Source organism: Shewanella sp., assembly GCF_047975355.1.
Taxonomy (GTDB): Bacteria; Pseudomonadota; Gammaproteobacteria; order Enterobacterales; family Shewanellaceae; genus Shewanella.
On the sequence record NZ_JBKEDJ010000001.1, the window covers coordinates 88,376 to 115,229 of the forward strand.

Here is a 26,854-nt window from a genome sequence, read left to right on the forward strand (position 1 = left end):
AACAAGGATGTTGCCTATGAAAACACCGAATACACCCCATAACACTTCGGATACCTCGACTAACACTGTGGCTCAAGCACAGGGTCAAGAGACAGCAGCCTCAATGAATTCACTTTCCTTAACGCCATTTTCTCTCAGTCAGACCCTAGATGTGTTTACCTTCCAAGCTTGGGTTAATACTCAACAGGGCGGGACGGTATTTCAATATTGCGACCAAGCCAATAATCCCTGCTTTGTGGTGCAAATAACGCCACTTGGGCATATCGATATTCGAGTAAACAGCCAGTTATTACAGATTGACACTATATCCACCTTAGGCGGCTTAAATGATGGTTATTGGCATTTATTATCCATCACCTATCAATACCATGAATTAAGCTGTTTTATCGATGGCGATCAAATCCATTTACAGCAGCATACAACGCCCTTAACGGATGAGGCTAAATTAAAAACCGAAAAACAGGCTACTGCGAATTTCGATGGAGAAATTGTTAATATTAATTTGATTGAAACCTGTTTAACCGACACAGAAATTTTAGATTGTTATTTACATCCACAGCAACAAGCGGCGCTGATTGACAGCAACCTATATATTTACCCAAAACAACATTCAAAGCAGACTCTCAACTTAATGCCAGCTCAATTGGCAAGACAGGAAGTCATGCTGATTATTTTTAATGATACCGAATATAATTTTAGTAAGCAGAACTTAAACAGCAATAACTTTAACAAGCAGCTACCGAGTATTATCCCCGCCCATGAACGCTGCGCTTATATGATTGAATCCATCAGTGATAGCTGGCCACATTTTATTTACAAGGCGAACTATCAAGCCAAAGAAAGTACCGATATAAAACTGAGCTTTGATATTTTAAAATCCCTCACGCCCCATCGTTCACAGATTGATTTACAGCTGAGCAATGAGCTGGAATTTGATTGCTTTATCAGCCAATCAACTTCGAACCGATTAACGGCCGAGATCCGTATCAGCGAAAATGTGGTCACCCGCCAAGCCAAGCATTTTATGCGTTTTATTAATGAAGTACGCAGCCACATTGCCAGCGACAATATCATTACCGATGGCCAGTATTATGCCGAGCAGGATTTTTGGGTAAGCACGGGACAACAGATGCTGGCCTACGAAAACGCCTGCCAACTGTTTAATCGCCGCCTGCAAAAAAGGCCCCTCGCCATCATCAAATGCCGCACCAGCCAAGAAGTCAAACTGGTCTACAAGACGGCGGTCGATTATCACTTAGCCATTAGTGTGCGTTCCAGCGGCCATGATCATGAAGGGGAAAGTGGCGAGACCAATAGCATAGTGATCGACCTCTCCTTGATGAACAGCATCGAACTCGACCCCATCAGCGGCATTGTCGCCGTTGGGCCAGGTTGCACTATGCAAGCCTTAAGCAGTTATCTGGCGCAAAAGGGCTTAATGCTGCCCCACAGCACCAGCGCCTCCCATGCCTTAGCGGGCTTTATTATGGGCGGCGGCTGGGGACCTTGGTGTCGTAAATACGGCATGTGCTGCGAAAGCTTAGTGCAGGCAGAAATCGTGTTGGGCGTAGGTGAAACCCAAGTGGTGTCGGCGGCCAATAAGCCCGAACTCCTCTGGGCGCTCAAAGGGGGAGGCGGTTTAAGCTACGGTATTGTCACTCGTTTTTTTATTCAAACTTTTGCCCTGCCCCCAAGCCTGCTGAAATTTGAACTGGAATGGAACCCGTATCAACAGGATAGCCAACAGCTACGAGAAACCACCCCGACCCTAAGATTATTGGAGCGTTGGGAGCAGATTATTTTGGCCGATAATCTGCCTTGTTTGCTGGGCACCAATCTTAAAATCCAAGCCAAACCCACCGTTTTGCCAGGGGTAAAACCGCCATTAAACACTGGCGTGCAGGATCCCCAAGAGGTTAAACATAACTGCATTATGTACGGCTATTGGGAGGGAAATCCCGCGAGCCTTGCGCACTTTATCAAGACCCAGTTTAGTGAGGTCGGCTTAAAACCCAAAAGAGTGCAAATGGCGGCCATGGGCGGATTAAGCCAATCCTATGGCGATGAATTGATGGAGAGCTGGAACCGCGAAGCCATTCGGGATTTACAACCCGTCTTAAACCATCGAATGGCCGAACTGCTTAATGATACGGATATACAGCTGTATGAAAATCAGCGCCAACATTCGCAGGATTTGCTCAAGCCCGCGCCCCATAGGGTGACATCGCGCTTGGCCCATGCACAGGGGCTAAAACAGGGGCATATCGCGCTTATCGACAGCCTTACCTCATCCCAACTGATTGATGGCAATCGGCAATTAGGCTTGTTTACCTATGTGACCCTAAGCGCCATTGCCGGCGATTTTTATCGCACGCTTGGTGAGGTACAAAAAAGCCAGAGCGCCTTCCCTTACAAGGAGCAGGCTTACATTATTCAGTATCAGGCATGGTGGAACAGCGAACTCCAAGAGCAAGCCTTAATGCAGGTGAACTCTGTGTATCCTAGAGTGAATAAGGCGCTCGACTGGATAGACACCTGCCGCGATGCCAACATTGCCAATAGCTCAGGCGCCTTTATCAGCTTTAAGGACAATACCATCCCTACCGCACGCTACTTTGGGCAAAATTACCAAATGTTGCAGCAGGTTAAGGCCAGTTATTGCCAAGATCCCTTAAATCATTTTCGCTCGCGCAAATCCATTGTGTAGCAGAGGATTGATGGCTTGCTAGCGCAGTCAACTCATCAATCTCTGCTGGTGTGGGGCGTTCAGCAACTTTGCAACACCACGCCAACACGGCGTTCGCAATAGCGCTCGCCTAGGCGGCATTTTTAAGGCAAACTCAGCTTCCTTCGTCGTTGAATTATTTGCATTAAAGGTGATACATGACACCGCCACCCGCACTGGCCATAGTGCTTGCCCTGCTGGCAGCGAGCCTAATGGGCACCATTGGCGTATTCGCCCGTTTTGCCGCCCTGCCCGCCGAACATATTACCTTTTACCGCCTGCTACTCGGCGCGCTGTTTTTAATGACCTATATGTTGTTAACGGGTAAGGGACGGCAAATTCGCCATAAACCGAGCAAGCGCACCTTAATAAATGGCGCTATGTTGGCGGGATTTATGGCTTTTTATATCGAGGCCATTGAATACACCCAAATGGCAACGGTGATCATGATTATCTATCTCGCCCCTGTGCTGGCGTCACTCTTTGCCCATTTTGTGTTTCACGAAAGGCTTAAGCGTTCCAGCATCGCCACTGTGGTGCTCGCCTTGATGGGTTTTATGCTGATGCTGCCCGTGACCTCGAGTCAGTCACTCTATAACAATGAAATTATGGGATATTTTTATGCCCTGCTCGCATTGCTCACCTATTGCGGCTTTATCTTAATCAACCGTAAACCGAGCGCCGCCTCACCCTATCAAAGTACCTTAGTCCAGCTCAGTGTCGGCGCCCTCTGTTTACTGCCTTTAGTGTTAACGACGCCCTTAGTGCCGAGTCTGGATCAATTTGCTTGGCTGCTGGCGATTGGCTTCTTTCCGGGCTTTTTAGCTATTCTGTTTGCAGTAAAAGCCCTCGCTCAATTACCTTCGGTCACCTATGGCACCCTCTCCTATGTCGAACCTGTGGTAGTGGTCGCACTCGCTTGGTGGTTATTTGATGAGGCGCTCACAACGCAGCAAATGCTGGGGGTGACGCTGATTATGTTGGCGGGCATGGCACAGGGCTACTTAAGCCAGCGCCACACGGCCAGCAGAACCTTAAAGGATTGCCCGACTTAAACGTACAGTTAAGCGCATCGTTAAAGGTAAGTTAAACGCAAAGTTAAGCGCACAATTAACCATATAACTAAAAATGGACACTCGGGTTTAACAGGAGTCTTAAGTGAAAAAACTACTCTTACTTATCAGTGTATTAGTGTTATCGGGTTGTTTGGGCATGCCACGCAATGTCGAACCCGTTAAGGATTTTGAGCTCGAGCGTTACTTAGGCAAATGGTATGAGATTGCCAGGCTCGACCATTCCTTCGAGCACGGATTATCCCAAGTCACCGCCGAATACAGCCTTAAAGCCGATGGCGGGGTGAAGGTGATTAATCGGGGCTATTCTGCCGATACCCAGCAATGGAAAGAGGCCGAGGGTAAGGCCTATTTTGTCAACGGCGATGGCGAAGCCTACTTAAAGGTCTCCTTATTCGGGCCGTTTTATGGCTCCTATGTGGTCTTTGGGCTCGATCAGCAAGGTTACCAATATGCCTTTATCTCGGGGCCTGATACGGATTATTTATGGCTATTGGCAAGAACTCCGACCGTATCCCCAGAGGTGATGAAGCAATTTGTCGAGATGGCAAGCGCCCGCGGCTTTGATACCAACAGCTTGATTTATGTTGAGCAAAAAGCTGAAGTTAAGCCATAACCGCTTATCCAAGCGCAAACACTCAAGGCCAACGCTCGAGGTAAACGCCAGCAACAAAAACGCCGCTAATAAGCGGCGTTTTTTATCTGAACACTTAAGGCAAAACCAGTGATTAGCCTTCGATGCCCTTGCTCACGAGGAACTCATCGTAGGTGCCCTTGAAGTCATTCACGCCATTCGGGGTGATTTCAAGGATACGGTTGGCCAGTGACGATACGAATGCGCGGTCGTGACTCACAAACAGCAAGGTACCTTCGTATTTTTCCAGCGCGTTGTTTAATGATTCGATCGAGTCCATATCCATGTGGTTGGTAGGTTCGTCGAGCATCAGGATATTTGGTTTTTGCATGATAAGCTTACCAAATAACATACGCCCCTTTTCACCACCCGACAGCACTTTAACTGACTTTTTGATGTCGTCGGCGCTAAATAACATACGGCCTAAAATACCGCGAACCGCTTGGTCGTCGTCCTCTGGTTTACGCCATTGGCTCATCCACTCGAAGAGGGTCATGTCGTTTTCGAAATCAGACTCATGGTCCTGCGCGTAGTAACCGATGTTGCTGTTTTCAGACCATTGGATCAGACCTTCATCCTGAGGAATATCATGGATTAAGGTACGCAGCAGTGTGGTTTTACCCACACCGTTCTCACCGAGGATGGCGATACGCTCACCCACTTCGACGATAAGGTTCAAATCTTTAAACAGCGGCGTATCGTAACCTTTGGCTAAGTTTTCAACCACTAATGCGTTACGGAACAGTTTCTTTTCCTGATCGAAACGAATGAATGGGTTAACACGGCTAGAAGCTTTAACTTCTTCCAGCTTGATCTTATCGATTTGACGCGCGCGCGAAGTCGCTTGTTTTGCCTTAGAAGCGTTCGCAGAGAAGCGCGCCACGAAGGTTTGCAGCTCAGAGATTTGCGCTTTCTTCTTGGCATTATCGGCCAGCAAACGCTCACGGGCCTGAGAGGCCGCTTGCATGTATTCGTCGTAGTTACCTGGGTAAACGCGCAGTTCACCGTAGTCTAAGTCTGCCATATGGGTACAGACAGAGTTTAAGAAGTAACGGTCGTGCGAAATGATGATCATGGTGCTATCGCGTTGGTTCAGTACGTCCTGTAACCAGCGGATGGTGTCGATGTCCAAGTTGTTGGTGGGTTCGTCGAGCAGCAGTACGTCAGGATCAGAGAACAGCGCCTGCGCCAATAATACCCGCAGTTTTAAACCTGGAGCGATTTCAGACATCAGACCGAAATGGCTTTCGATACCAATACCGACACCAAGCAAGAGTTCACCGGCGCGAGATTCGGCGGTGTAACCGTCCATTTCGGCAAATTCCATCTCAAGGTTTGCCACGGCAATGCCGTCTTCTTCGCTCATTTCTGGCAGAGAATAAATACGGTCACGCTCTTGCTTCACCTTCCACAGTTCACGGTGACCCATGATCACTGTATCGATAAGGGTGAATTCCTCATAACCGAATTGGTTCTGGCTTAACTTACCCAGACGCTCGTTGACGTCTAAGGATACGTTACCGCTGCTCGGCTCTAGATCACCGCAAAGGATCTTCATGAAGGTTGATTTACCGCAGCCGTTCGCACCGATAAGACCGTAACGGTTACCGCCGCCGAATTTAACTGAGATGTTTTCAAACAGTGGCTTAGAGCCAAACTGCATGGTGATATTCGCTGTAGTGATCAAAATGAACTTCCAAATCGAGTTAGGTTGGCCGGACGTCTGGCAAGGCAACTAAGTATAAACCTATTTGCAAAAGCCAAGTTGTCTAACCTGAGGGGGTAAAAATAAACGTGGCACTATAGCAGTTTGGGCTAAATTATCAACTAAAAAGGCCTACTTAGCCGCGAATCGTCAAGCAAAATAACGGGCTAGAAGGCTTATTTAAGTGCAGATATGAATCTAAGCTAACGGCTTATTTCAGCAACATTTTTACCGAATGATTCAAGCTAATAGAATGGGATGACAGCAGGATGAATCCGCAAAGTGATTCGCGAGTCGGATGTATTGTTTCGGCTGAGATTTATGTTTAAACAATACAGCCCGCAAAATGCGGGCTGTATTGGGAGTGCTTACTCACTGCCTCTCTATTTAACGAGGCAAAGTGTTATTACTCATGCGAGCTCAAGCGTTATAACTTTTGCTGTCTTAACCGATTCGCATTGGTGACCACAGTTAGGGAAGACAGCGCCATCGCCGCCCCGGCAATCACAGGGCTTAACAGCATACCCGTGAGCGGATACAGCACACCCGCCGCCACCGGAATGCCTAAACTGTTGTAGATAAAGGCCCCAAACAAGTTCTGCTTAATATTGGTAATGGTCGCGCGGGAAAGTGCTAATAAGTTAGCAATCACTATCAGCTGATGCGACAGCAGAGTCATATCCGCGCTTTCGATCGCCACCTCAGTGCCCGATCCCATGGCGATCCCCACATCGGCGCTCATCAGGGCGGGCGCATCGTTGATACCGTCCCCCACCATGGCAACCACATGGCCTTGCTGTTGTAAGGCTTTAATATGCTGTTGCTTTTGCTCGGGTAACACGCCCGCAATCACTTCCTCTATGCCCACTTGAGCCGCCACCGCCTGCGCTGTTTGCGGATTATCTCCGGTCAGCAGCACTACGCGAATCCCCTGTGAGCGGATGGCGCTGATCGCTTCTTTAGCGTCGGCCTTGATCGGATCGGCAATGGCGATAGTGGCCACTAACTTGCCCGCCTTGGCGACATAAATCGCCGTCTTGCCCTGTTTGGCAAATTGCGCGGCGGCTTCTATCGCAACGCCTGAGTGGCTACCTGTCACGCCCTTCTCTGACTGCACATCAAATGCCGCCATTAAGGCTTGATTACCGACTAAAAAGTCGGCGCCATCGACTCGCCCTTCGATCCCCTTGCCCTGATGATTGCTAAAAATATCGGTCGCTGGCAGTGGAATCGATGCCTGCTTAACATAGCTGACTATCGCGCTTGCCAGCGGATGCTCAGAATGTTGCTCAAGACTTGCAATAGCGCCAAGCAGTGCGCGCTTATCTTCATCGGTGAGTCTTTGCTCATTGTCTTCAACCCAATGGATATCGGTGACTTCGGGTTTACCCTGGGTCACAGTGCCAGTTTTATCCAGCACGACACAATCGACCTTGCTGGCCGTTTGCAGTGCTTCACCATTTTTAACCAGAACCCCCATTTGAGCGGCGCGGCCAACGGAGACCATGATAGACATAGGTGTCGCCAAACCTAAGGCGCAGGGACAGGCAATGATCAGCACGCTGGTGAGCACCACAAGTGCATGACTAAGCGCAGGTTCTGGACCAACAAAGTACCAAACCGCAGCCGCAAGTAAGGCGACCACTACGACTGTTGGTACAAACACTGCCGAAATTTTATCGGCTAAGCGGCCAATCGGCATCTTTGAGGTTTGCGCCTCCTGTACCAGCGCGATGATTTTGGCAAGACGCGTGTCCTGCTGCCCTGCGGTCACCCGATAGACTAAACTGCCGTTACCATTGACTGTCCCCGCACTGAGATTATCCCCAACATGCTTAGGCACGGGAATGGGTTCGCCCGTCAGCATGGCCTCATCGAGTAATGATTGGCCGGACTCCACCACGCCGTCTAAGGCTACCCTGTCGCCTGGGCGAAGTCTGAGTTTATCCCCCAGTTTAAGCTGGTTGATTTCAACCTCTTCATCGCCATTTTCGCCAATACGAATTGCGGTAGAAGATTGCAGGCCGAGTAAGCGCTGCACCGCTTCGCTGGTCTTGCCCCTAGCTTTGAGTTCGAGGGCGTGACCTAAGTTAATTAAACCTAAGATCATCACGCTCGCCTCAAAGTAGACGTGACGAGTGTCCATTGGAAACGCATTCGGGATAAGCACCACCAGCATGGAATAGAGCCATGCCGTGCTAGTACCTAACACGATTAAGGTGTCCATATTGGTGGTTTTAGCTTTAAGCGCGCGCCACATTCCCTGATAGAAATGACGCCCGGTACCGACTAAAAGTGCCAAGGTAACTAAGCCCATGATGCCCCAACCTAGCTGCATGCTAGGGCTATTAATCATCATTTCGCCACCGAGTAATCCCCATAACATCATCGGGATACCGACTGCGAGCGCGACGATGGCCTGACGCATACGCAGGCGATACTCTGTCGCATCTTCAATACGTTTTTCTTCTGCGGCCGCCTTAGCATCCACAATCAACTGGGCGGGGTAACCCGCCTTATCCATCACCGCCAGCGCCTTATCAGTGCTCATCTTGCCATCCACAGTCACTTGCTTATCGGCGAGATTAATACGGGCACTGACATTCGGCTCGGCCGCAAAGGCCTTTTCAATTTTGGCCACACACCCTGCACAATTCATGGTGGCGACATAGAGTTTTATCTGCGACATGGGAGATCCCTCACTTGAACTTAACTGCTATAGGATTAAGATAAAGTCTCCCATCACGGGAGAGTCAAGCATGTTTTTGTGGCAAATATCACACTTGTCTGCACGAGTGTTGAGATAACAGAAAACAGATAAGAACCGAGGTCAGAATGAAAATTGGCGAAGTGGCAAAGCACACAGGGTTAAGCGTAAAAAGCATACGTTATTACCACGATATCGGCCTCGTCTGTGGCGAGCGTAACGCGGCGGGATACAGGGTGTATCGCCATCAAGATATTGAGTCACTGAAATTTGTACATCAATGTCGCGACTTAGGCTTTAGCCTTGAGGATTGCAAACTCCTGCTCGGTTTACGCAATAACGATAGCCGCAACGCCGAAGATGTTAAGCAACTCACCCGTAACCATTTGGCCTACGTCGAGGAGCAAATCAGTAAGTTACAAAATCTTCGTAGCCAATTACAGCAAATGGTCAGCGAGTGCCAAGGCGGCGAACAGCCTCACTGCACGATTATTGATAGCCTTAATCACCAGCAATGAGTCATCAACCAGCCGCAATAAGTTCTTACCCTCGACGCCGCAAGAAAAAAGCCTGCTTAGATGCTGGCTTTAAAACGAGTCTTTTTGAATCTAGTGCTTTAGCGCCGCCACATTATCCAGCTGCAAGGCAGGCAATTTACCCGCTGGGGTAAACTTAAATACTTGACCATAGAAGGCTAATTCGGTTTCTAGGCCTGCGGCTTTATGCTCAGGGGTACGCCCCTCGTCGGAATCGTCACCATAGTCGATATAGGCCGTCGGTACACCTTTGGCTTTCAGCGCATCATAGATTTGCCGCGACTGCGCCGTCGGCACAATCTTGTTTCTCAAGCCTTGGAAAATTAGTAGCGGTTCATTTAAGCCATCTAAGTGATTGAGTGGCGATAACTCGCGATAACGTTCCTTCTTCTCTGGATAGGGGCCGATAAGCTGGTCTAAATAACCCGACTCAAATTTATGGGTGCCCTTAGCGAGCTGCTCAAAATCACTGATGCCCTCATAGCTCACTCCCGCTTGAAACACATCATAAAACGCCAAGGAAGACATGGCAGTTAAACCACCGGCGCTGATCCCACGGATCGCCAGTTTTTTCGCATCGACCCAGCCCTTAGACACTAAATACTTGGCCGCATTGACCGCATCTTCCACATCGCTTACACCCCATTTGCCATACAGGCTCTGGCGATAGGCGCGGCCAAAACCACTGCTGCCACGGAAGTTTAAATCCAGTACCGCAAAACCACGGCTGGTCCAAAACTGGATCTCGCTGCGATAGGCAAGTGAAGCCTGCGCCGTCGGCCCGCCATGTAGCATCACGATAAGTGGCGGTCTGGTGTCATTCGTTGCGATGTAATTAGGGTTCACTGGGCCATAAAAATAACCGTAGGCCTGTTGATTTTTGCCAGTATTGAAGGCGATATTTCTCGCCCGCGACACATAATTAGGGTCAAGATTTGGCAGCGCAGGGGCATAGACTAACTCAGTGCCACGGCCGACAACCCGATAAATGCCCTTCTCTGGGGTCGCCTTAGCACCGACAAAGTAAACCCCATCTTCGCCCTTCACCACCTGAGTAATTTCGGCAAAATCGACGGCAAGGGATTCGGTTAACCCTGAATCTAAGTGCATGCGCAGCAATGCCGCCTGATTGCCTTCAACATAGCTTGCAATCAAGGTCGAGGCATTTTCAAAGGCATAGTTATGATTGCCTAAGCGCCAATCGGGCACTGCAAACTCGGCATTTTTACTCAGTACCGGCTCTAAGGTTTCTTTTGGAGTGACACGGTAAATGTTCCACCAGTTACTGAGATCGGACACCACATATAAGTTGCCGTCTGGGCCAAATAAGGGCTGAGTCACCGAAGAGTCCTTGGGCGTACTCACCTTACGAATATTGTTTAACTGGCCTTTGCGGTCAAGATCCCCAAGCCAGAGTACGCTGTTATCCCATGGCATATAGGGATGTTCCCAAGTGATCCACGCCAATTGCGTGTTATCGGGCGAAATCGTGGGAGAGGAAATAAAGTCATGGCCAGTGACAAAGGTATCGCCTTCACCAGCAAAGTTTAAATTGATGGTTACCAGGCTGGCTTTGGGTTCACCGCCTTGGCGATGATCTTCCCGCACACAGATGATCCGTGAGCCCTTAGGATACGCGACACAATCGGCATGGCGGGTGCCATTGGGAGTTAATGGCAATGGCGGTTGATTAGGGGCAAAACGGTAAAACAGCTGATCCTGTAATTTGGTGGCAAATAGGCTCTGGCCTATGCCCAAAAATGCCGCGCCGCCATACTCATGCACAGTAGATTTGACATTAAAATCAGGGGGAACCACTTCGGTCACTTTGCCAACGCCATCGAGACGTTTAATGCCAACTTTACCCTGTGCGCTGCCACTCGATTCGGCAAAATAAATCGCATTGCCAACGCTTTGCAGCTCGGCAATATCATCGGCCCGTTCGAACACCTCGGCCGCAGACAGAGGTGATTGCCAGCTACCATAGGGAGCAACAATTCTATCGCCGTTTTCCTTGGCGGGTAAATCTTGTGTATCCGTACGCTCACACCCACCAAGCAGTAAAACCGCACTCAGCAGATATGGTAAATAGCGTCCTAACCCCATTGTATTCCCCAAGTTTGCCAACTAAACAAACTGAAATATGCAACTGCCCTTTTCGGGCTATTTTTTCACTTTTTTGATAAACCACTTGAGCACATTGGCCTGCTGCACTTGCGTAAGACCAAAGTAAATACAAATCCAAGGCGATAGCAGAAAAAACCACGGGATCACCGCGACCGAACGACCTGTGAAGAGAAGAAAAAAGAAGCCGCCGTAGATCACTATGACACCTAAGACACCCACGATCAGCATCATGCGCTTAGTGATTTTTTCAAGCCAAAGGGCCTTATCCTGCCATGACATTCAGATAATCAACTCCATCACTATAATGTCAACCCTATTTGTAAAGTTATGTAAAAAAAGTGGAGTGCGATTGTTGAAGGATAGCCAGTAAATGTCAACTCCGATCCAGCGCTGCCCGGCGCTTAAATCGCCCACCACACACAAATCTTTACCAAATAAAAAACCGAGCAAATGCTCGGTTTTGTTTAATATCAATAAGATACCATATTAAAGGCGGATGCCGCCATCCACTTCAAAGACACGACCATTTACATAATCGTTTTCAATGACAAAGCGTACGGTAGAGGCTATTTCCTCCGCTTGGCCTAAACGGCCAACGGGCACGAGCTTCTCTAAACGCTCTAAGGCCTCAGGCTTCATCGCCGCAGTCATTTCAGTGGCAATTACCCCAGGTGCTACCGCTGCGCTACGGATATTGTAACGGGCTAACTCTTTTGCCCAACCCACAGACATGGCCGCCACACCCGCTTTAGAGGCAGCGTAGTTAGATTGTCCTACGTTACCCGCTTTGGCGAGGCTAGAAATGTTCACAATCACCCCAGCTTGACCCGATTCGATCATCGCCGCAGCCGCCTCACGGCCACAGAGGAAGGTGCCAGTGAGGTTAACATTGATCACCGATTGGAATTGGTCGAATGACATGCGGTCAGTCACTTTGCCGTCTTTGGCTTTGACTAACATACCATCACGCAGGATACCGGCGTTATTGACTAATACGTTGATTTTGCCGAAATCTTCTAATATGTAAGCAAAGCCTGCGACTACATCTTCTTCGTCGGTAATATCTAGCGCATAACCTTGGACTTCTGTGGATAAGCCTAAATCGGCACAGGCGCGTTCTAACTTTTCTTGATCCACATCGATAAGCGCCAACTTAGCGCCCGCCTGCGCAAAATTGTGCGCCATTGCTAAGCCTAAACCACCCGCGCCGCCAGTGATGACGACAACCTTATCTTTTAAATCCATCTGGTTATCCCTTGTTTATCTATTTTTAAGTGGTGAAAATTGTTCAAAAATACTGGAGAAGTCTCGGCGACCATTGCCTTGTCTTGCATGATTCACATACAAGCTGCGCGCGAGTGCCCCCATTGGTGTACTCGAATTGCTCAATAATGCGGCTTCTTGAGAGAGGCCGAGATCTTTAACCATCAAATCTACCATAAAGCCGCCCTGATAGCCCTTAGAAGAAGGCACATTCTCCATCACGCCTGGGCAAGGATTGTACTTCTCTAACGTCCAGTTACCACCGCTGCTGACCTTCATAATATCCGACAGCACTTTAGGGTCGAGACCATGGTCAATCCCCATTTGTAACGCTTCGGAAGTGCCGACCATCAACACGGATAACAGCATGTTATTGCAGATTTTTGCGACCTGTCCCGCGCCTGCGCCGCCCGCATGGAAGATATTCTTGCCCATGGCGTTAAGTACAGGTTGTGCCCGCTCAAAGGCAATGTCTGAACCGCCACAGATAAAGGTCAAGGTACCCGCCGCCGCGCCTGCCGTACCGCCCGATACTGGCGCATCGATAAATTCGATACCACTCTTAGCCGCTTCAGCCGCCACCAATTGAGCGCTTTGGGCATCAATGGTCGAACAATCAATCAACAAGGTATCGCCAGCGACTACGTCGAGTAGGCCCTTCTCACTACCATTGCCTAAGTATAAGTTTCTGACATGCTTACCCGCAGGCAGCATAGTGATCACCACATTGGCCCCCGCCGCCGCGCCACATGCTGTGCTCGACACTAAGGCACCTTGGTCGGCCAAGGCTTGCATGGCTGCTGGCACTAAGTCGAAGACACGTACCGTCATGCCCGCTTTTAATAAATTGGCCGCCATTGGGCCGCCCATATTACCTAAACCGATAAATGCTACTGTACTCATGCCATCACTCCTGTGTTCTGGTGTCTTTATTGTTCCAGATAGTTTTTATTCCAGATAAAAAATGGCAGGCGAAGCGCTTGCTTTGCCTGCCATCGATTGGCTTAGCTTAATTGGCTTAAGGGATGTTCTTCTCCCCAAGGTGAGGTCAAAATGTCCTCGATAACGCTGTTTGGCACGGATTGCGCATCGGTAAACTGCCACTTTGGCTGTTTGTCTTTGTCAATCAGCAGTGCCCGTACCCCTTCACAGAAATCGCCCTTGGCGCAAACATTCACGCTGACGGTTAATTCCCATTTAAAACATTGTGCTAGGCTGAGTTTAGTACCGAGTTGAGTTTGGATATACGCCAAATGCCAACTGATAGGGCTGCCCGCGAGCATGGTCGCGCAGGCCTTATTCAACCAAGCCTCTTCGGTGCTTAAGGTCGACATACGGTTGACTATATCGGTCAAACTGCCCGCCATCAGTCGGTCGATCATCTCTTGGCTTTCGGCCAGTAAACTGTCGCCCTTAGGCATATCCACTTGGTTCGACAGCTCGTTGATCATCGAGTCGAGTCTTTGATGGTTTAGCGCAGGCGTGTCGCTCCAATCTAGAGTCGCCATGGCATCAAACATCAGCTCTTTGTCGTCACGATTCAGATAATGATCGGCAAGACCAACGTAACAGGCATCGGCTGCATTCATTTGATAGGCCGTTAGGCCTAAAAACAGCCCCATTTTGCCCGGCATGCGGTTGAGGAAATAACTACCGCCCACATCGGGATAAAGCCCGATGGTGACTTCAGGCATGGCGATACGGGAGGTTTCAGTCACGACTCTATGACTCGCGCCCGCCATCAGACCCAGACCGCCACCCATCACTATGCCATCACCCCATACCAGCACAGGTTTGCCATAGGTATGCAGTAGATAATCGAGACGATATTCTTCTTCGAAGAAGACTTTAGCGACCTCAGTCACTTGTCCCTTAGCGGCAACAGACGCGTGGTATAACGCACGCACATCGCCACCCGCACAAAACGCCTTTTCTCCGCTGCCATCGAGTACCACACAGGCGATTAACGGATCTTTTTTCCACAAATTGAGCTGCACCGTCATGGCTCGAACCATATCGAGATCCAAGGCGTTGAGGGCTTTTTCAACATTGAGCGTCACCACCCCAACTAATTTACACGAGGCGGTGGCTAAGGTTTGAAAAACCACATTTTGTGTGGTGGACGTGTGTGCAGCCTTATCTACTAAATTAGTCATTAGCGGTTCTTCCAATCAGCTTTACGTTTTTCCAAAAACGCGTTCACGCCTTCGGCCTGATCTTCAGTATCGAACAATCCGACAAACAGTTCACGCTCTATCGGTAAGGCTTGGTTACGCGGCATTTGGCGCCCAGCTTGGATGAGTGTCTTACAGGCGGTGACACTGCTTGGGCTCTGATTCGCCACTTTAGCGGCCAGTGCAATCGCCGCATTTAAGGCTTCACCCGTTTCGACCACTTCCTCGACTAAACGCAAATTCAGCGCTTGGGCGGCATTCACACGCTCACCGCAGAGGATCATCCGCTTGGCCCAACCTTCGCCCACTAAAGCGGTTAGGTTTTGGGTACCGCCCGCACAGGGCAGCAAACCAACGGTAGCCTCAGGCAGCGCCATCACGGCTTGGGTTTCGGCGATACGAATATCACAGGCCAGAGCGACTTCTAAGCCGCCGCCCATGGCATAACCGTTAATGGCGGCAATCGACACGCCGCGGAACTGGCTTAAGGTTTCAAATGCTTCGCCAAAGTGTTTTGCCATGCTCGCCGCATTGCCCTTATCACCGTCGCTAAACAGTTTTAAATCGGCACCCGCGGAGAAAAACTTGTTGCCCTCGCCTGTTAACACCAGCGCGTAAATGTCCTTGTTGGCATTAAGCTCCAGCACTTTGGCCTTGAGCGCCTGCAAACTCTGGGCGGTCCAAGTGTTGGCAGGCGGATTGTTCATGGTCAGAATGGCCGTGTGGCCTTCGATACGCTCAACTAAATATTCCATCTGTTTCGGCTCCCTAATGTTATTGCCAATCTGTTATCGCCAAATCCTACAGTCCAATTAGGGCAGCTTAGAGGATTTGTCCGGCATTTTCGTCGAGTAAACGACGGGCGATAATGAGGCGCATAATCTCGTTAGTGCCCTCTAAAATCTGATGTACGCGAACATCACGGAAGTGACGCTCTAAGGGGTACTCCCTGATATAACCATATCCGCCATGAATTTGCAGCGCAGCATCACAAACTTGGAAGCCCACATCGGTGGCAAAACGCTTCGCCATCGCACAATAGGCGGTGGCTTCTGGGTCACCACTGTCGAGTTTAAAGGCAGCCAGACGCACCATTTGACGAGCAGCCACTAATTCGGTCGCCATATCGGCGAGCTTAAATTGCAATGCTTGGAAGGCCGCCAGCGGTTTACCAAATTGCTGACGCTCATTCATGTACTGAGTTGCACGCTCTAAAGCCGCCTGCGCCGTACCGACAGAGCAAGTAGCGATATTGATACGGCCACCGTCTAAACCTTTCATCGCAAAGGTAAAGCCTTGGCCTTCTTCGCCAAGCAGGTTCGCGACAGGCACACGCACGTTATCAAAGGTAACTAAGCGTGTCGGCTGCGCGTTCCAGCCCATCTTATCTTCGGCCTTGCCATAGATAATGCCTTCACTGTCGGCAGGAATTGCAATGGCCGAAATGCCTTTTGGTCCGGCTTGCCCGGTGCGGCACATTACGACTAAAAGCTCAGTTGAGCCTGCGCCCGAGATAAACATTTTAGAGCCAGATACCACATATTCATCACCATCACGCACCGCTTTGGTTTGCAGTGATGCCGCATCCGAGCCAGCGCCTGGTTCAGTTAAGCAGTAAGACGCCAGCATTTGGCCCGTGGTCAGTGGCTCAGACCAGGTTTGACGCAAAGCTTCTGTACCCCAAGTGGTGACCATCCAAGTGGCCATATTGTGGATCGTCAGCATGGCGGTTGTGGCAGTACAGCCCTTAGAGAGCTCTTCGAAAATAATCGAGGCATCTAAGCGCGACAATCCCATGCCGCCTTCTGATTCGGGGGAATACAGGGAGCAGAAACCCAGCTCACCGGCTTTTTGGATCACATCCTTAGGGAAATGATGTTCTTCGTCCCATTTGGCGGCAAAGGGGGTGAGTTCATCCGCCGCAAACTGACGCGCCAGATCGGCAAATTGGCGTTGGTCTTCGTTGAAATTAAAATCCATTTGGCTCTCCTATGACTCTTTGGTCATTTGCGTAATAAACCGTGAGTTTATCAGCAAGTTATTCATCAATAGGCACCGACAGGGCGCCTCTCTTAAGACTGAATAACTCGCTGTTTCACAATACTTAAAACTGTTTTTAAACCGCTTAGCGCAAGTTAATGCTCATATTTGGACCTGCCGCCACGGCAATGTCCGACTCGAACCAGCGAGAGGTAATGGTTTTAGTTTCAGTGTAGAAACGTACCGCTTGCTTACCGTAAGCGTGTTGGTCGCCGTAGAAACTGCCCTTCCAACCCGTGAATGAGAAGAAAGGTAATGGCACAGGGATAGGCACGTTGATACCGACTTGGCCGACTTCGATTTCGTGTTGGTATTTACGGGCGGCAGCGCCACTTGCGGTAAAGATAGAGGTGCCATTGCCGTATGGGCTGGCGTTAACGAGCTCGATGGCCTCTTCTAATGAATCGGATTCCATACAGCAGAGCACAGGGCCGAAGATTTCTTCTTTGTAGATGCTCATATCGGTCGTGACCTTAGTGAACATGGTTGGCCCTACCCAGTTACCCGACTCGAAACCTGCCACACTAAAGTCGCTACCATCGAGTAAACACTCAGCACCTTCTTCCTTACCTTGAGCGATAAGTTTGAGCACGCGCGCTTTGGCGGCTGGGCTAATTAGCGGGCCGTAACCGGCGCCTTTATCGTCCCATAAACCTGGGCGGACCTTCGCTAGCGCTTCTTTGAGTTCTGGGATCCACTCTTTGGCTGCGCCGACAAATACCGCGACCGAAATCGCCATACAACGTTGTCCCGCCGCACCGACAGAAGCGCCCACTAGGTTGTTGATCACTTGCTGCTTATTCGCATCAGGCATGATCACGCAGTGGTTTTTCGCCCCAGCAAAAGCTTGCACGCGTTTTAAGTTATCGGTACCGGTTTTGTAGATGTATTGACCGACAGCCACAGAGCCCACGAAGGAAATGGCTTTCACCGCAGGATCGGCCAGCAGAATATCTACCGCCGTTTTATCACCATGCACCAGTTGTAACACGCCCTTTGGCGCGCCCGCTTCGACAAACAGCTCAACTAAGCGCTGCGGCGTCATTGGGTCTTGCTCTGATGGCTTAAGGATAAAAGTGTTACCACAGGCAATCGCCAGTGGGAACATCCACAGAGGGATCATCGCCGGGAAGTTAAACGGCGTGATGCCCGCACACACACCAAGAGGCTGAGTGTAGCTGTAGGTATCAATAGAGCGCGCAACGTTCTCAACGGTTTCGCCCATCAATAATGAGGCAATGTTGCAGGCATGTTCAGCCACTTCAATTCCGCGCCACACATCGCCCTTGGCATCTTCAAAGGTTTTGCCGGTTTCTTTGGCAAGGATAATCGCCAGTTCGTCGTGGTGTTCTTTAAGTAAGTGTTGGTAGCGCAACATGACACGGGCACGCTCAGACACGGGCACTTCTTTCCACGTCTTAAAGGCCGCCTTGGCACTGGCAATGGCCGCGTGCACTTCATCGGCTGTAGCGCTATTGATAAGGGCGATTGGCTCATTATTGGCTGGATTGGTCACCACAATTTGTGATGTCCCTGTGCCTGTAGTGAATTCGCCATCAATGTAATGCTTAACTTGTGTGGTCATGTTGCAATCCTTTTCCTTGTTTAGGGTCGAGCTGGCGGTGCGATATTATGTTTATCCTCAGCGGGATGTTTGCCCTTGCCAGCTCAGTCTTGGTCTTGTTGATTGTTTTGCCGTTATTCGCGATTAAGCCTTTGATTAGACTTCGATAGCCATAGCGGTCGCTTCACCGCCACCGATACAGAGTGAGGCTACGCCGCGCTTAAGCCCACGGGCTTTAAGTGCATGAATTAAGGTCACCAGCAAACGTGCGCCCGAGCAACCGATAGGATGACCTAAGGCGCAAGCGCCGCCATTCACGTTCACTTTGGCCATGTCTAAACCTAATTCAGAAACCGCCAGCATAGTCACCATGGCAAAGGCTTCGTTGATTTCGAACAGGTCAACCTCATCCTTAGACCAGCCCACATTGCTCAGCAGTTTTGCCATAGCGCCAACAGGCGCCGTGGTAAAGAGTGATGGCTCCTGGGCATGTGTTGTGTGGCCCTTGATGGTGGCGAGCACAGTTAAGCCTAACTGCTCGGCATTGGCGCGGGTGGTTAGCATCAGCGCCGCTGCGCCATCGGAAATTGAGCTTGAGTTTGCCGCAGTAATAGTGCCGTCTTTAGCAAAGGCTGGGCGCAGTGCAGGGATTTTTTCAGGACGGGCATTGCCTGGCTGCTCATCGGTATCGATAGTCACATCACCACGGCGATCGCTAACGGTGACGGGCACAATCTCCGCCTTGAAGGCTCCAGAATTAATGGCCGCGTTGGCTTTTTCCAGTGAGCTTAAGGCAAAAGCATCCATTTGCTCGCGGGTTAAGCCGTATTCATCGGCGGTTTTCTGGGCGAATGTGCCCATGGCGCCGCCGGTGTAGGCATCTTCTAAACCATCGAGGAACATATGATCTAATACTTTGCCATGGCCCATACGCATGCCAGCGCGCGCTTTATCTAGCAAGTAAGGGGCTTGGCTCATGCTTTCCATGCCACCCGCAACCACCAACTTAGCACTGCCCGCTTTGAGTAAATCGTGGGCAAGCATCACGGTTTTCATCCCTGAACCGCAGACTTTGTTCACTGTAGTTGCGCCCACAGACAGAGGTAAACCGGCACCTAAGGTCGCCTGACGCGCTGGTGCTTGACCCAGACCCGCTGGCAATACGCAGCCCATTAACACTTCATCGACCTTGTCGCCGGCAACTTGGGTGTCGGCTAACAGGGCTTTGATGGCGGTGGCCGCTAAGCTCGGAGAAGTGACGCCAGACAAACTTCCTTGAAAGCCCCCCATTGGGGTGCGTTTAGCGGCAACAATAACGATCTCTTGGTTAAATTGTTCAGTACTCATGGGGACTCCAGCTAAATGTGCCTTGGCGGTAACACTCACCAGTGGCGGATAATATAGTGACAATGAAACCACTCTGACGTTTACGCGAACGTAAAGCAAGTATTCCTTGGTCTAATGTGTCGATAAAATCCCACAAGAATTGTCAGTCAGGATTTACAGTCAAGGGAATGAAATATTGAAGTAACGCGGCGAAGTGGAAGATGCAAAAACCGCAAGCGGTTTGGCTTGTGGCCAAAAGACGAATTATAAAAGAGGCTTATAACGCGAGTGAAAGATCAATCAGGACTCAGAGGTTAGGATTGGGTCGCTGTGTAAACCTTGCTGTTATGCAATCAGCTCGGTGATTTAAGCCAAGCAGAGATCCAGTCAGTGAAATGGGAGCCATAGTCACTTGATAAGAAGTGTGGCATTGCTTGCCCAATGCCACACTAGTAAAACGAGCACCCAAATAAGCGCTAAGAGGAAAAAACTACTGCGATTCCCATGGCGTCATGGCCGTCATATCACTCAGATCGTAAGGCGTTAATTGGTACACGTAATAGTTAAGCCAGTTACTGACCAGCAAACTGCCATGGCTATGCCAACGGGCGATGGCATCGGCCTTAGGATCGTCGTTGCGATAATAGTTTTGCGGCACATTTGGGTTTAACCCCTGCGCCAAATCCCGATGATATTCATCGTTTAAGGTAGATTTTTGATATTCGGGATGCCCCATGACAAACAGGTTGCGATTGTTGCGACTGAGGACTAAATAGGCCCCTGCCTCATCGGATTCTGCCAGCACCTGTAGCTCAGGGTGCTGTTTAAGCTCCTCGATATCCATCTCGGCAAAACGGGAGTGCGGCGCAAAGAATTCATCATCAAACCCACGCAGCAGCGGGAAATGTTGGCAGGTCCGGCGATGGACAAACACTCCAGAACGCTTTTGCTGCAGGATCTTACGATTTAAGCCATAGAGATGGTAAAGCCCAGCATGGGCCGCCCAACAGAGGAATAAGACTGACGTGACATGTTGCTGCGACCAATCGATAATTTCACGGATATGGTCCCAGTATGTGACTTCTTCGAAATCGATTTGCCCAAGGGGCGCGCCCGTGATGATCAAGCCGTCGTAATTTTTATGTCGCACATCCTCAAAATCACGGTAGAAGGTGTTCATATGATCGATTGAGGTGTGCTTCGACTCTTTATCGTGGATGCGCAGTAAATCCACATCCACCTGCAAAGGCGTGTTACCTAATAGGCGTAGCAGCTGGGTTTCTGTCTCGATTTTATTGGGCATCAGATTCAAAATCAGCACCTTCATCGGCCTGATATCCTGATTGGCAGCCCGAGTTTCGGACATTACGAAAATATTTTCAGATTCTAAAATCCCTGCTGCAGGCAGATGATCTGGAATTTTAACTGGCATACCGCGCCTCTTCTGTTTAACAATCAACGGATCCGGCGCGCGTATGCCACTCATCAAAGAGCAAACAAATTAGCGACCGACTTTCTCAAGCAGTATCGTCATAGGCTCTGTCGAATTGAGGTCGACATGATAGGCTTGAGTATTAATAAACAATAACTTATCACCGAGCATTATCCTTGCCCCAACGGCATAGGTATGCCCCGCTTCAAACTGATCACGCCCCATCGAAAAACTAAACGGCGTTGGGGTTTTCGCCCCTTGGGAAACGCGCTCTGCCATCACCACGGCGGGCACATCCATCTTAGAGACATCAAGCAACTGCACAATCAACTTGGCATCGGCGGGTAATGCGATACGTTCGCGGTACATGGCCTCACCCTTAATCTCAACAATCGCATTGGGTGTCGCACAACCTGAAATCACCGTGGTGACGGCGAGTAACACCATAGCCGCCAGTTTTTGCCATGCAGATGTCAGTCCGCTAATCCTTAACCCTTGTCTCATTTCATTTCTCCTAATCATACATAAAGACTTCTGGATGTCTATACGCCTAAGCTATAAATCTTGTCATGCTGGGCATATCTTCCTATGATAAGCCACCATTTCGTTGTCGAAAAATTTATGACCCAAGCAACTGCGATAATTGTGGGCGCTAGCTCACATTTAAGCCGCGAACTTGCCAAACAATTGGCCGATCAGCAGGTTGAATTAGCCCTTTTTGCTCAAGATGTCGAATCACTCCGGGAATTTACTTCAACCCTGCCCACTAAAGTTCAGGTTTTTTCTCTGCAAATTGAACAGCCGAGCGCCATCATCAAACAGCTTGAAAGCGTCTGGCAACAATTAGGCGGCGCCCATTTAGTCTTAGTGAATACCGGACTCAATAGTTACGATCCTGAACTACCATGGCTACCTGAGCAGGATATTATCGACGTCAATGTGCGAGGCTTTGCCGCTATCTGCAATACGGCATTTAGATTATTTCGCGAACAGGGTTATGGCCAGCTTGCCACCATCAACTCGATTGCCGGTCTGCGTGGTGGCCCGAGTGTGGCTTATCATGCCTCTAAAGCCTTTGCGCAAAATTATTTAGAGGGCTTAAGCATGCATGCCCAGCGACTTAAGTTGCCCATTACCATTACCGATATCCAACTAGGTTTACTGGATAAAGCCGCCATGCAGCAAAGCACGCTGTGGCTTGCTCCGCTCCCACAAGTGGCAGCGCAAATTATTAAAGCCATGAAGCAAGGTAAACGCCGTGTCTATGTGACCAAGCGTTGGCGCTTAGTGGCTTGGCTTACTAAATTACTGCCTGAGTTTATCTACAACACTCGCCACTGGAAGCCTAAAAAAGCCAAAAAATAGTTTTATTGAGCGTCTCACCTCATAAAACTGCGAAAAACAAAAAGGAGCCTATGGCTCCTTTTTGTTACTTTAAAATCAGATCATTAGAAAGTGTAGCCTACGCTCACCATATAAACCCATGGGTTAATATCGGTATCGATTACGACAGTATCACCCCCTAATTTAAACTTCACATCGCTGCTGATTTGCGCGTACCACACAGAGGCGTTCACTAACCAGTTTTTATTCACTTGGTAATCTAGACCCACTTGCGCCGCTAAGCCCCAAGAGGTGCTCATGCTTAAGTCAGTTAAGGCACCATCTAAGTCGTTGGTGAATTCATTATCGAAGAAGTTAGTGTAGTTCACACCAACACCCACATATGGACGTAATTTAGATTGGGCATCACCAAAATAGTATTGTGCCACTAAGGTTGGTGGTAAGTGCTTAGTTTCTGCGATTTTACCTACGCCTTTTAAAGAAACATCGTGGCTAAAAGGTGTCGCCGCTAATAACTCTACACCGAAGTTATCAGTCAACATGTAGCCAAAGTTCAAGCCCAGTTGAGTGTTATTGCTGATTTGAAACTCACCAAACGTAGCAACTGGATCACTAGATTCACTTGGCGCGACAACCACAGCACCAGCACGAACAATGATATCGCCCGCTTGATGGGCTGAAACAGAAGCAGAGAAACCAGCGGCTAAGAGGGAGGCAGCAAACAGTGTAGAAACAGTAGTTTTATTCATCATCATACTCCATATGTACAACATAGGTTTTTGTTTTACATTACATCCTTAACAATTGACGCCTACACTGCCAGATAAACTCGTTTACCTTATTGATCCAAATCAAGATTAGGTCGTGATACTTATTTTGAGGTATGAGTCATGAGATCCATGTCACGCTATCTAAACATTTATTGATAATACCAGTTCATTTTTTGTGACTTACCGCATTAATTAGTCACAACTAATTACCTCCACAAGGAGTAATGATATCATCGCGCTGTTTACAGAATGTTTACATCACTATTGGGAGAAATCGATGACCACTAGTGGTATTAAGCGGGCATAAAAATAGGGAGGAATGAATTAGACACAGACTTAAGCCATTACACGAGTCATCACACTCAAACTCGGTTATCTGGTGTGATTGATACACTCTTTTAGCCACTAACGAGTAAATGAGCCTGACTTTAACGATTGATGCACTTACTCGGCCAAGGTCAGTCGCGGATATTGCGCAAGCCAACCCTTTGCGACAAGGCGCTGCTCGAATACCACCAACGCGCGCTTGTGATTATGGGTTAACTGCAAGGCAAATAATGAACTTAAGCCAAAGGGAGCGATGATGTGTAAGCCCTCGATGATTGAAGATAATGCTTTAGGCTTCTGTTCAAGAGACACACCGACAGCGGTTTCTATTTCGGGCCAATAACACATCGCATCCTGCGTGGATTGATAGGGATTGTCGTGATTACTAAGGTGCATTCGCGCCTGATTTTTTACCGACCAAGGTAAGTCTGGGGCCAGCGTTTGCAGGTAAGCTTCTATCGCCCTATCCCGCTCGGGACGAGTGTCTAAGGGGCAATAGTAAATCAGATCAATATCGTTTAACGGACGCAGCTTATTATCGTGTAATTTGTCCCACACCAGATTGCGGACAAAACCCGCGGCGAGACACCACTGCGGTATGGCATACACTTGGGCGCATTGCTGCGCCAATTCAAGCGCTCTCATCCGAAGCTTATCTTGGCTTAGCCATGTGCGTAATAATGCATTTAGTTCAGTTTCAGTCATGCCTAGAATCCGCAGCTATATCAGAATCGGATAGAACACAAAAAGTGGCATTCAGTGGCTGCCAGTGATAATCGACTCACGTCACTTCGTTATCGTTATTAGAATCAGCGCACTTAATCACTTGATAACAGAATATGGCCATTAACGAATAAATCGGCATCATCACCCAAAAACATAGCCAAAAACCATACACCTCTTTATCTAACAGATTCATGCTCACAGTGAACGTCGGCACAAACAATAACATCCATTTGATAAAGTTGAGTTTATACAAAATCGGTTTATCGCAATGTGGACATAACCCCTGTTTAACGGGCAGTGCCTTAAAGCCGATTGTAGTTTGGCAATGCGGACATTTTTTACTGAAAATCATTTTTTACTGATAGCCATTCTATCTATAACCATAGCAACTCCATCGCTAAGATAAGACTCGTCAAACGAGTCTTATCATCCATACTTAAGCACAAGCCGTCTGTTAATTATTATGCTATTGGTTAAACCGCGTCGGCTTGGCGCTCTGGCGCCGCATCCGCAAAGGCTGGCAACAGATTACACTCAGCCCAAACTCGCATGATATTTGGGTACGGCGTTAAATCCACATTAAAACGCTGGGCGTTATATACCTGCGGCACTAAACACAGATCCGCCAGCGTCACTTTATCCCCAAAGCAATAACGACCACTATGGCGCGCAAGTTGAGTTTCGAGCGCTGCAAACCCAGTAGCCACCCAGTGGTGATACCAAGCCGTTTTGGCTTCTTCGTTGACGGTGAGCTTCTGAGTTAAGTACTGCAGCACACGCAGGTTATTGAGAGGATGAATTTCACAGGCGATGGTTAACGCCATGGCACGAACATGGGCACGCTCCAGGGCCGATGCGGGCAAGAGTGGTGTCTTTGGATAGAGCTCATCCAGATACTCAATAATCGCTAAGGATTGGGATAAGGCATCACCATCCTGCTCATCATCTACCACTAAGGTTGGCACCAGTTCCTGTGGGTTTAGGGCGATATAGTCCGCCTTGTGCTGCTCGCCACCATCGCGCACTAAATGTACCGACAGCTGCTCCGCGCTCACGCCTTTAAGATTGAGGGCAATACGCACACGATAGGCGGCGCTAGAGCGCCAATAACCGTATAGTTTCATCTCACTCTGTCCTTATGTCATGCTGAAAAAACGGGGCTAAAAGCCCCGTCAATATTATCTGTCGCTGTACTTGCGAAAAAGTGTTACGCCTTGTACTCAACCACTTTTTGATCGATAGAGCCAAAAATAGAGGCACCATTATCATCGAGCATTTCGATGCGCACTGTGTCTCCAAAACGCATAAACGGCGTGCTAGCTTTGCCGTCGTTAATCACTTCGAGCATACGTTTCTCGGCCAAACAGCTTGAGCCGGCACTGCGGTCATAGTTAGAAATCGTACCCGAGCCAATGATTGCGCCCGCGCCTAACGGACGGGTTTTAGCAACATGGCTAACTAACTGGCTGAAGTTAAAGGTCATATCCACACCCGCATTCGGACGGCCGAATAGCTCGCCATTTAAATGGGTGATAAGTGGTAAATGCACCTTTGAATCTTCCCAGCGGTGGCCTAACTCATCTGGCGTGATAGCGACAGGTGAGAAGCTGCTCGAAGGTTTAGATTGGAAGAAACCAAAGCCTTTGGCCAGCTCTGCGGGGATCAGGTTACGCAGTGACACATCGTTCACTAACATCAACAGCTTAATGTGCGCTGTAGCATTTTCAACGCTCACCCCCATAGGCACATCATCGGTGATCACGGCGATTTCCGATTCGAAATCGATACCCCAATCTTCGCTCGCCAGCGGAATGTCCGCCTTTGGCGCAATAAAGCTGTCAGAACCGCCTTGGTAAAACAGCGGATCGGTCCAGAAGGTTTCTGGCATTTCAGCGCCACGCGCCTTACGCACTAATTCCACATGGTTAACATAGGCGCTACCATCGGCCCACTGATATGCTCGTGGCAAAGGTGATAAACATTTGGCTTCATCGAAGGCTTGCGCGTTCGGTAATTTGTCTTCGTTAAGCGCATCATACAGTTCTTGCAATTGCGGCTTGAGCAGATCCCAACCATCGAGTAATTGTTGCATCGTGTGGGCAATCGCGGGTACGGCAACCGTTTGAGTAAGGTCGCGGCTCACTAACATCAGCTGGCCATCACGGCGACCATTGTTATAACTGGCAAGTTTCATATCTGCTCCTGTGCTTCTACGGCTCGGCGTACTGCGCTTTTTATCTATTTATGGTTAGCCAATAGGCTCAGCTAACGGGAATGGGTGACAACGAGTGCGGGCAATCTAGCCTTTTTAGACTCGGCATTAGGGTTTGCTGCGCGTAGAAATACCCGAAGCGACGGTGGATTCCTATAGCGTGAGCAAA

23 protein-coding genes are annotated in these 26,854 nt (G+C 49.2%); 5 read left to right on the forward strand and 18 right to left on the reverse strand.

Annotation, left to right across the window (positions count from 1 at the left end; all coding sequences use genetic code 11):
- Positions 1 to 16 precede the first annotated feature (16 nt).
- The 3 genes from ACK5NH_RS00390 (at position 17) to ACK5NH_RS00400 (ending at position 4,414) form a co-directional block, all read left to right on the forward strand.
- Entirely contained in the window at positions 17 to 2,707 is a 2,691-nt protein-coding gene (locus ACK5NH_RS00390) for an FAD-binding protein (protein ID WP_416917321.1), read from the forward strand.
- Positions 2,708 to 2,883: 176 nt separating this feature from the next.
- A complete protein-coding gene (locus tag ACK5NH_RS00395) occupies positions 2,884 to 3,780 on the forward strand; it encodes a DMT family transporter (RefSeq protein ID WP_416917322.1) in 897 nt (298 codons plus the stop codon).
- 103 nt (positions 3,781 to 3,883) lie between these two features.
- Complete coding sequence (locus ACK5NH_RS00400; protein WP_416917323.1) at positions 3,884 to 4,414, forward strand: lipocalin family protein; 531 nt, start codon at positions 3,884 to 3,886, stop codon at positions 4,412 to 4,414.
- A 112-nt stretch (positions 4,415 to 4,526) separates the two neighbouring features.
- Here ACK5NH_RS00400 and ACK5NH_RS00405 read toward each other — a convergent pair whose 3' ends face one another.
- On the reverse strand, positions 4,527 to 6,119 hold the full coding sequence (locus ACK5NH_RS00405) for an ABC-F family ATPase (RefSeq protein ID WP_416917324.1): 1,593 nt from the start codon (positions 6,117 to 6,119) through the stop codon (positions 4,527 to 4,529).
- Between the two features lie 445 nt (positions 6,120 to 6,564).
- Complete coding sequence (locus ACK5NH_RS00410) at positions 6,565 to 8,826, reverse strand: heavy metal translocating P-type ATPase (protein ID WP_416917325.1); 2,262 nt, start codon at positions 8,824 to 8,826, stop codon at positions 6,565 to 6,567.
- A gap of 146 nt (positions 8,827 to 8,972) precedes the next feature.
- Here ACK5NH_RS00410 and ACK5NH_RS00415 point away from each other — a divergent pair, with 146 nt between their 5' ends.
- Positions 8,973 to 9,362 (forward strand): Cu(I)-responsive transcriptional regulator, encoded by a 390-nt coding sequence (locus ACK5NH_RS00415; protein ID WP_416917326.1) that lies wholly within the window; start codon positions 8,973 to 8,975, stop codon positions 9,360 to 9,362.
- A gap of 90 nt (positions 9,363 to 9,452) precedes the next feature.
- On the opposite strand, the gene ACK5NH_RS00420 is transcribed toward ACK5NH_RS00415, so the two are convergent.
- The 11 genes from ACK5NH_RS00420 to ACK5NH_RS00470 all read right to left on the reverse strand — a co-directional run bounded on the left by ACK5NH_RS00420 (position 9,453) and on the right by ACK5NH_RS00470 (position 21,810).
- Entirely contained in the window at positions 9,453 to 11,486 is a 2,034-nt protein-coding gene (locus tag ACK5NH_RS00420) for a prolyl oligopeptidase family serine peptidase (RefSeq protein ID WP_416917327.1), read from the reverse strand.
- 57 nt (positions 11,487 to 11,543) lie between these two features.
- Entirely contained in the window at positions 11,544 to 11,786 is a 243-nt protein-coding gene (locus tag ACK5NH_RS00425) for a hypothetical protein (RefSeq protein WP_011623342.1), read from the reverse strand.
- A 207-nt stretch (positions 11,787 to 11,993) separates the two neighbouring features.
- On the reverse strand, positions 11,994 to 12,752 hold the full coding sequence (locus ACK5NH_RS00430) for an SDR family oxidoreductase (protein WP_416917328.1): 759 nt from the start codon (positions 12,750 to 12,752) through the stop codon (positions 11,994 to 11,996).
- A gap of 15 nt (positions 12,753 to 12,767) precedes the next feature.
- A complete protein-coding gene (gene mmsB, locus ACK5NH_RS00435) occupies positions 12,768 to 13,673 on the reverse strand; it encodes a 3-hydroxyisobutyrate dehydrogenase (protein ID WP_416917329.1) in 906 nt (301 codons plus the stop codon).
- 101 nt (positions 13,674 to 13,774) lie between these two features.
- A complete protein-coding gene (locus ACK5NH_RS00440) occupies positions 13,775 to 14,926 on the reverse strand; it encodes an enoyl-CoA hydratase/isomerase family protein (RefSeq protein WP_416917330.1) in 1,152 nt (383 codons plus the stop codon).
- Positions 14,926 to 15,699, reverse strand: a complete 774-nt coding sequence (locus ACK5NH_RS00445) for an enoyl-CoA hydratase (RefSeq protein WP_416917331.1) — start codon at positions 15,697 to 15,699, stop codon at positions 14,926 to 14,928. The genes ACK5NH_RS00440 and ACK5NH_RS00445 overlap by 1 nt, the downstream gene beginning before the upstream one ends.
- A 67-nt stretch (positions 15,700 to 15,766) precedes the next feature.
- A complete protein-coding gene (locus tag ACK5NH_RS00450) occupies positions 15,767 to 16,924 on the reverse strand; it encodes an acyl-CoA dehydrogenase family protein (protein WP_416917332.1) in 1,158 nt (385 codons plus the stop codon).
- A gap of 145 nt (positions 16,925 to 17,069) precedes the next feature.
- Positions 17,070 to 18,569, reverse strand: a complete 1,500-nt coding sequence (locus tag ACK5NH_RS00455) for a CoA-acylating methylmalonate-semialdehyde dehydrogenase (protein WP_416917333.1) — start codon at positions 18,567 to 18,569, stop codon at positions 17,070 to 17,072.
- Positions 18,570 to 18,704: 135 nt separating this feature from the next.
- Entirely contained in the window at positions 18,705 to 19,895 is a 1,191-nt protein-coding gene (locus ACK5NH_RS00460; protein ID WP_416917334.1) for a thiolase family protein, read from the reverse strand.
- Between the two features lie 469 nt (positions 19,896 to 20,364).
- Entirely contained in the window at positions 20,365 to 21,306 is a 942-nt protein-coding gene (metA, locus tag ACK5NH_RS00465) for a homoserine O-acetyltransferase MetA (protein ID WP_099457843.1), read from the reverse strand.
- A gap of 69 nt (positions 21,307 to 21,375) precedes the next feature.
- Positions 21,376 to 21,810 (reverse strand): YbaY family lipoprotein, encoded by a 435-nt coding sequence (locus ACK5NH_RS00470; RefSeq protein WP_416917335.1) that lies wholly within the window; start codon positions 21,808 to 21,810, stop codon positions 21,376 to 21,378.
- A 117-nt stretch (positions 21,811 to 21,927) separates the two neighbouring features.
- On the opposite strand from ACK5NH_RS00470, the gene ACK5NH_RS00475 reads away from it, so the two are divergent.
- Positions 21,928 to 22,671, forward strand: coding sequence for an SDR family NAD(P)-dependent oxidoreductase (locus ACK5NH_RS00475; protein ID WP_416917336.1), 744 nt, complete (start codon positions 21,928 to 21,930; stop codon positions 22,669 to 22,671).
- A gap of 83 nt (positions 22,672 to 22,754) precedes the next feature.
- On the opposite strand, the gene ompW is transcribed toward ACK5NH_RS00475, so the two are convergent.
- The 5 genes from ompW to ACK5NH_RS00500 form a co-directional block, all read right to left on the reverse strand.
- Positions 22,755 to 23,402 (reverse strand): outer membrane protein OmpW, encoded by a 648-nt coding sequence (gene ompW, locus ACK5NH_RS00480; protein WP_416917337.1) that lies wholly within the window; start codon positions 23,400 to 23,402, stop codon positions 22,755 to 22,757.
- A 462-nt stretch (positions 23,403 to 23,864) separates the two neighbouring features.
- Positions 23,865 to 24,452: a nucleotidyltransferase family protein gene (locus tag ACK5NH_RS00485; RefSeq protein ID WP_416917338.1), complete on the reverse strand. Its 588-nt coding sequence runs from the start codon at positions 24,450 to 24,452 to the stop codon at positions 23,865 to 23,867.
- 76 nt (positions 24,453 to 24,528) lie between these two features.
- Positions 24,529 to 24,825 (reverse strand): hypothetical protein, encoded by a 297-nt coding sequence (locus tag ACK5NH_RS00490; protein WP_416917339.1) that lies wholly within the window; start codon positions 24,823 to 24,825, stop codon positions 24,529 to 24,531.
- A 121-nt stretch (positions 24,826 to 24,946) separates the two neighbouring features.
- Positions 24,947 to 25,597, reverse strand: a complete 651-nt coding sequence (gene maiA, locus ACK5NH_RS00495; protein WP_416917340.1) for a maleylacetoacetate isomerase — start codon at positions 25,595 to 25,597, stop codon at positions 24,947 to 24,949.
- An 83-nt stretch (positions 25,598 to 25,680) separates the two neighbouring features.
- A complete protein-coding gene (locus ACK5NH_RS00500) occupies positions 25,681 to 26,667 on the reverse strand; it encodes a fumarylacetoacetate hydrolase family protein (protein WP_416917341.1) in 987 nt (328 codons plus the stop codon).
- Between the last annotated feature and the right edge of the window lie 187 nt (positions 26,668 to 26,854).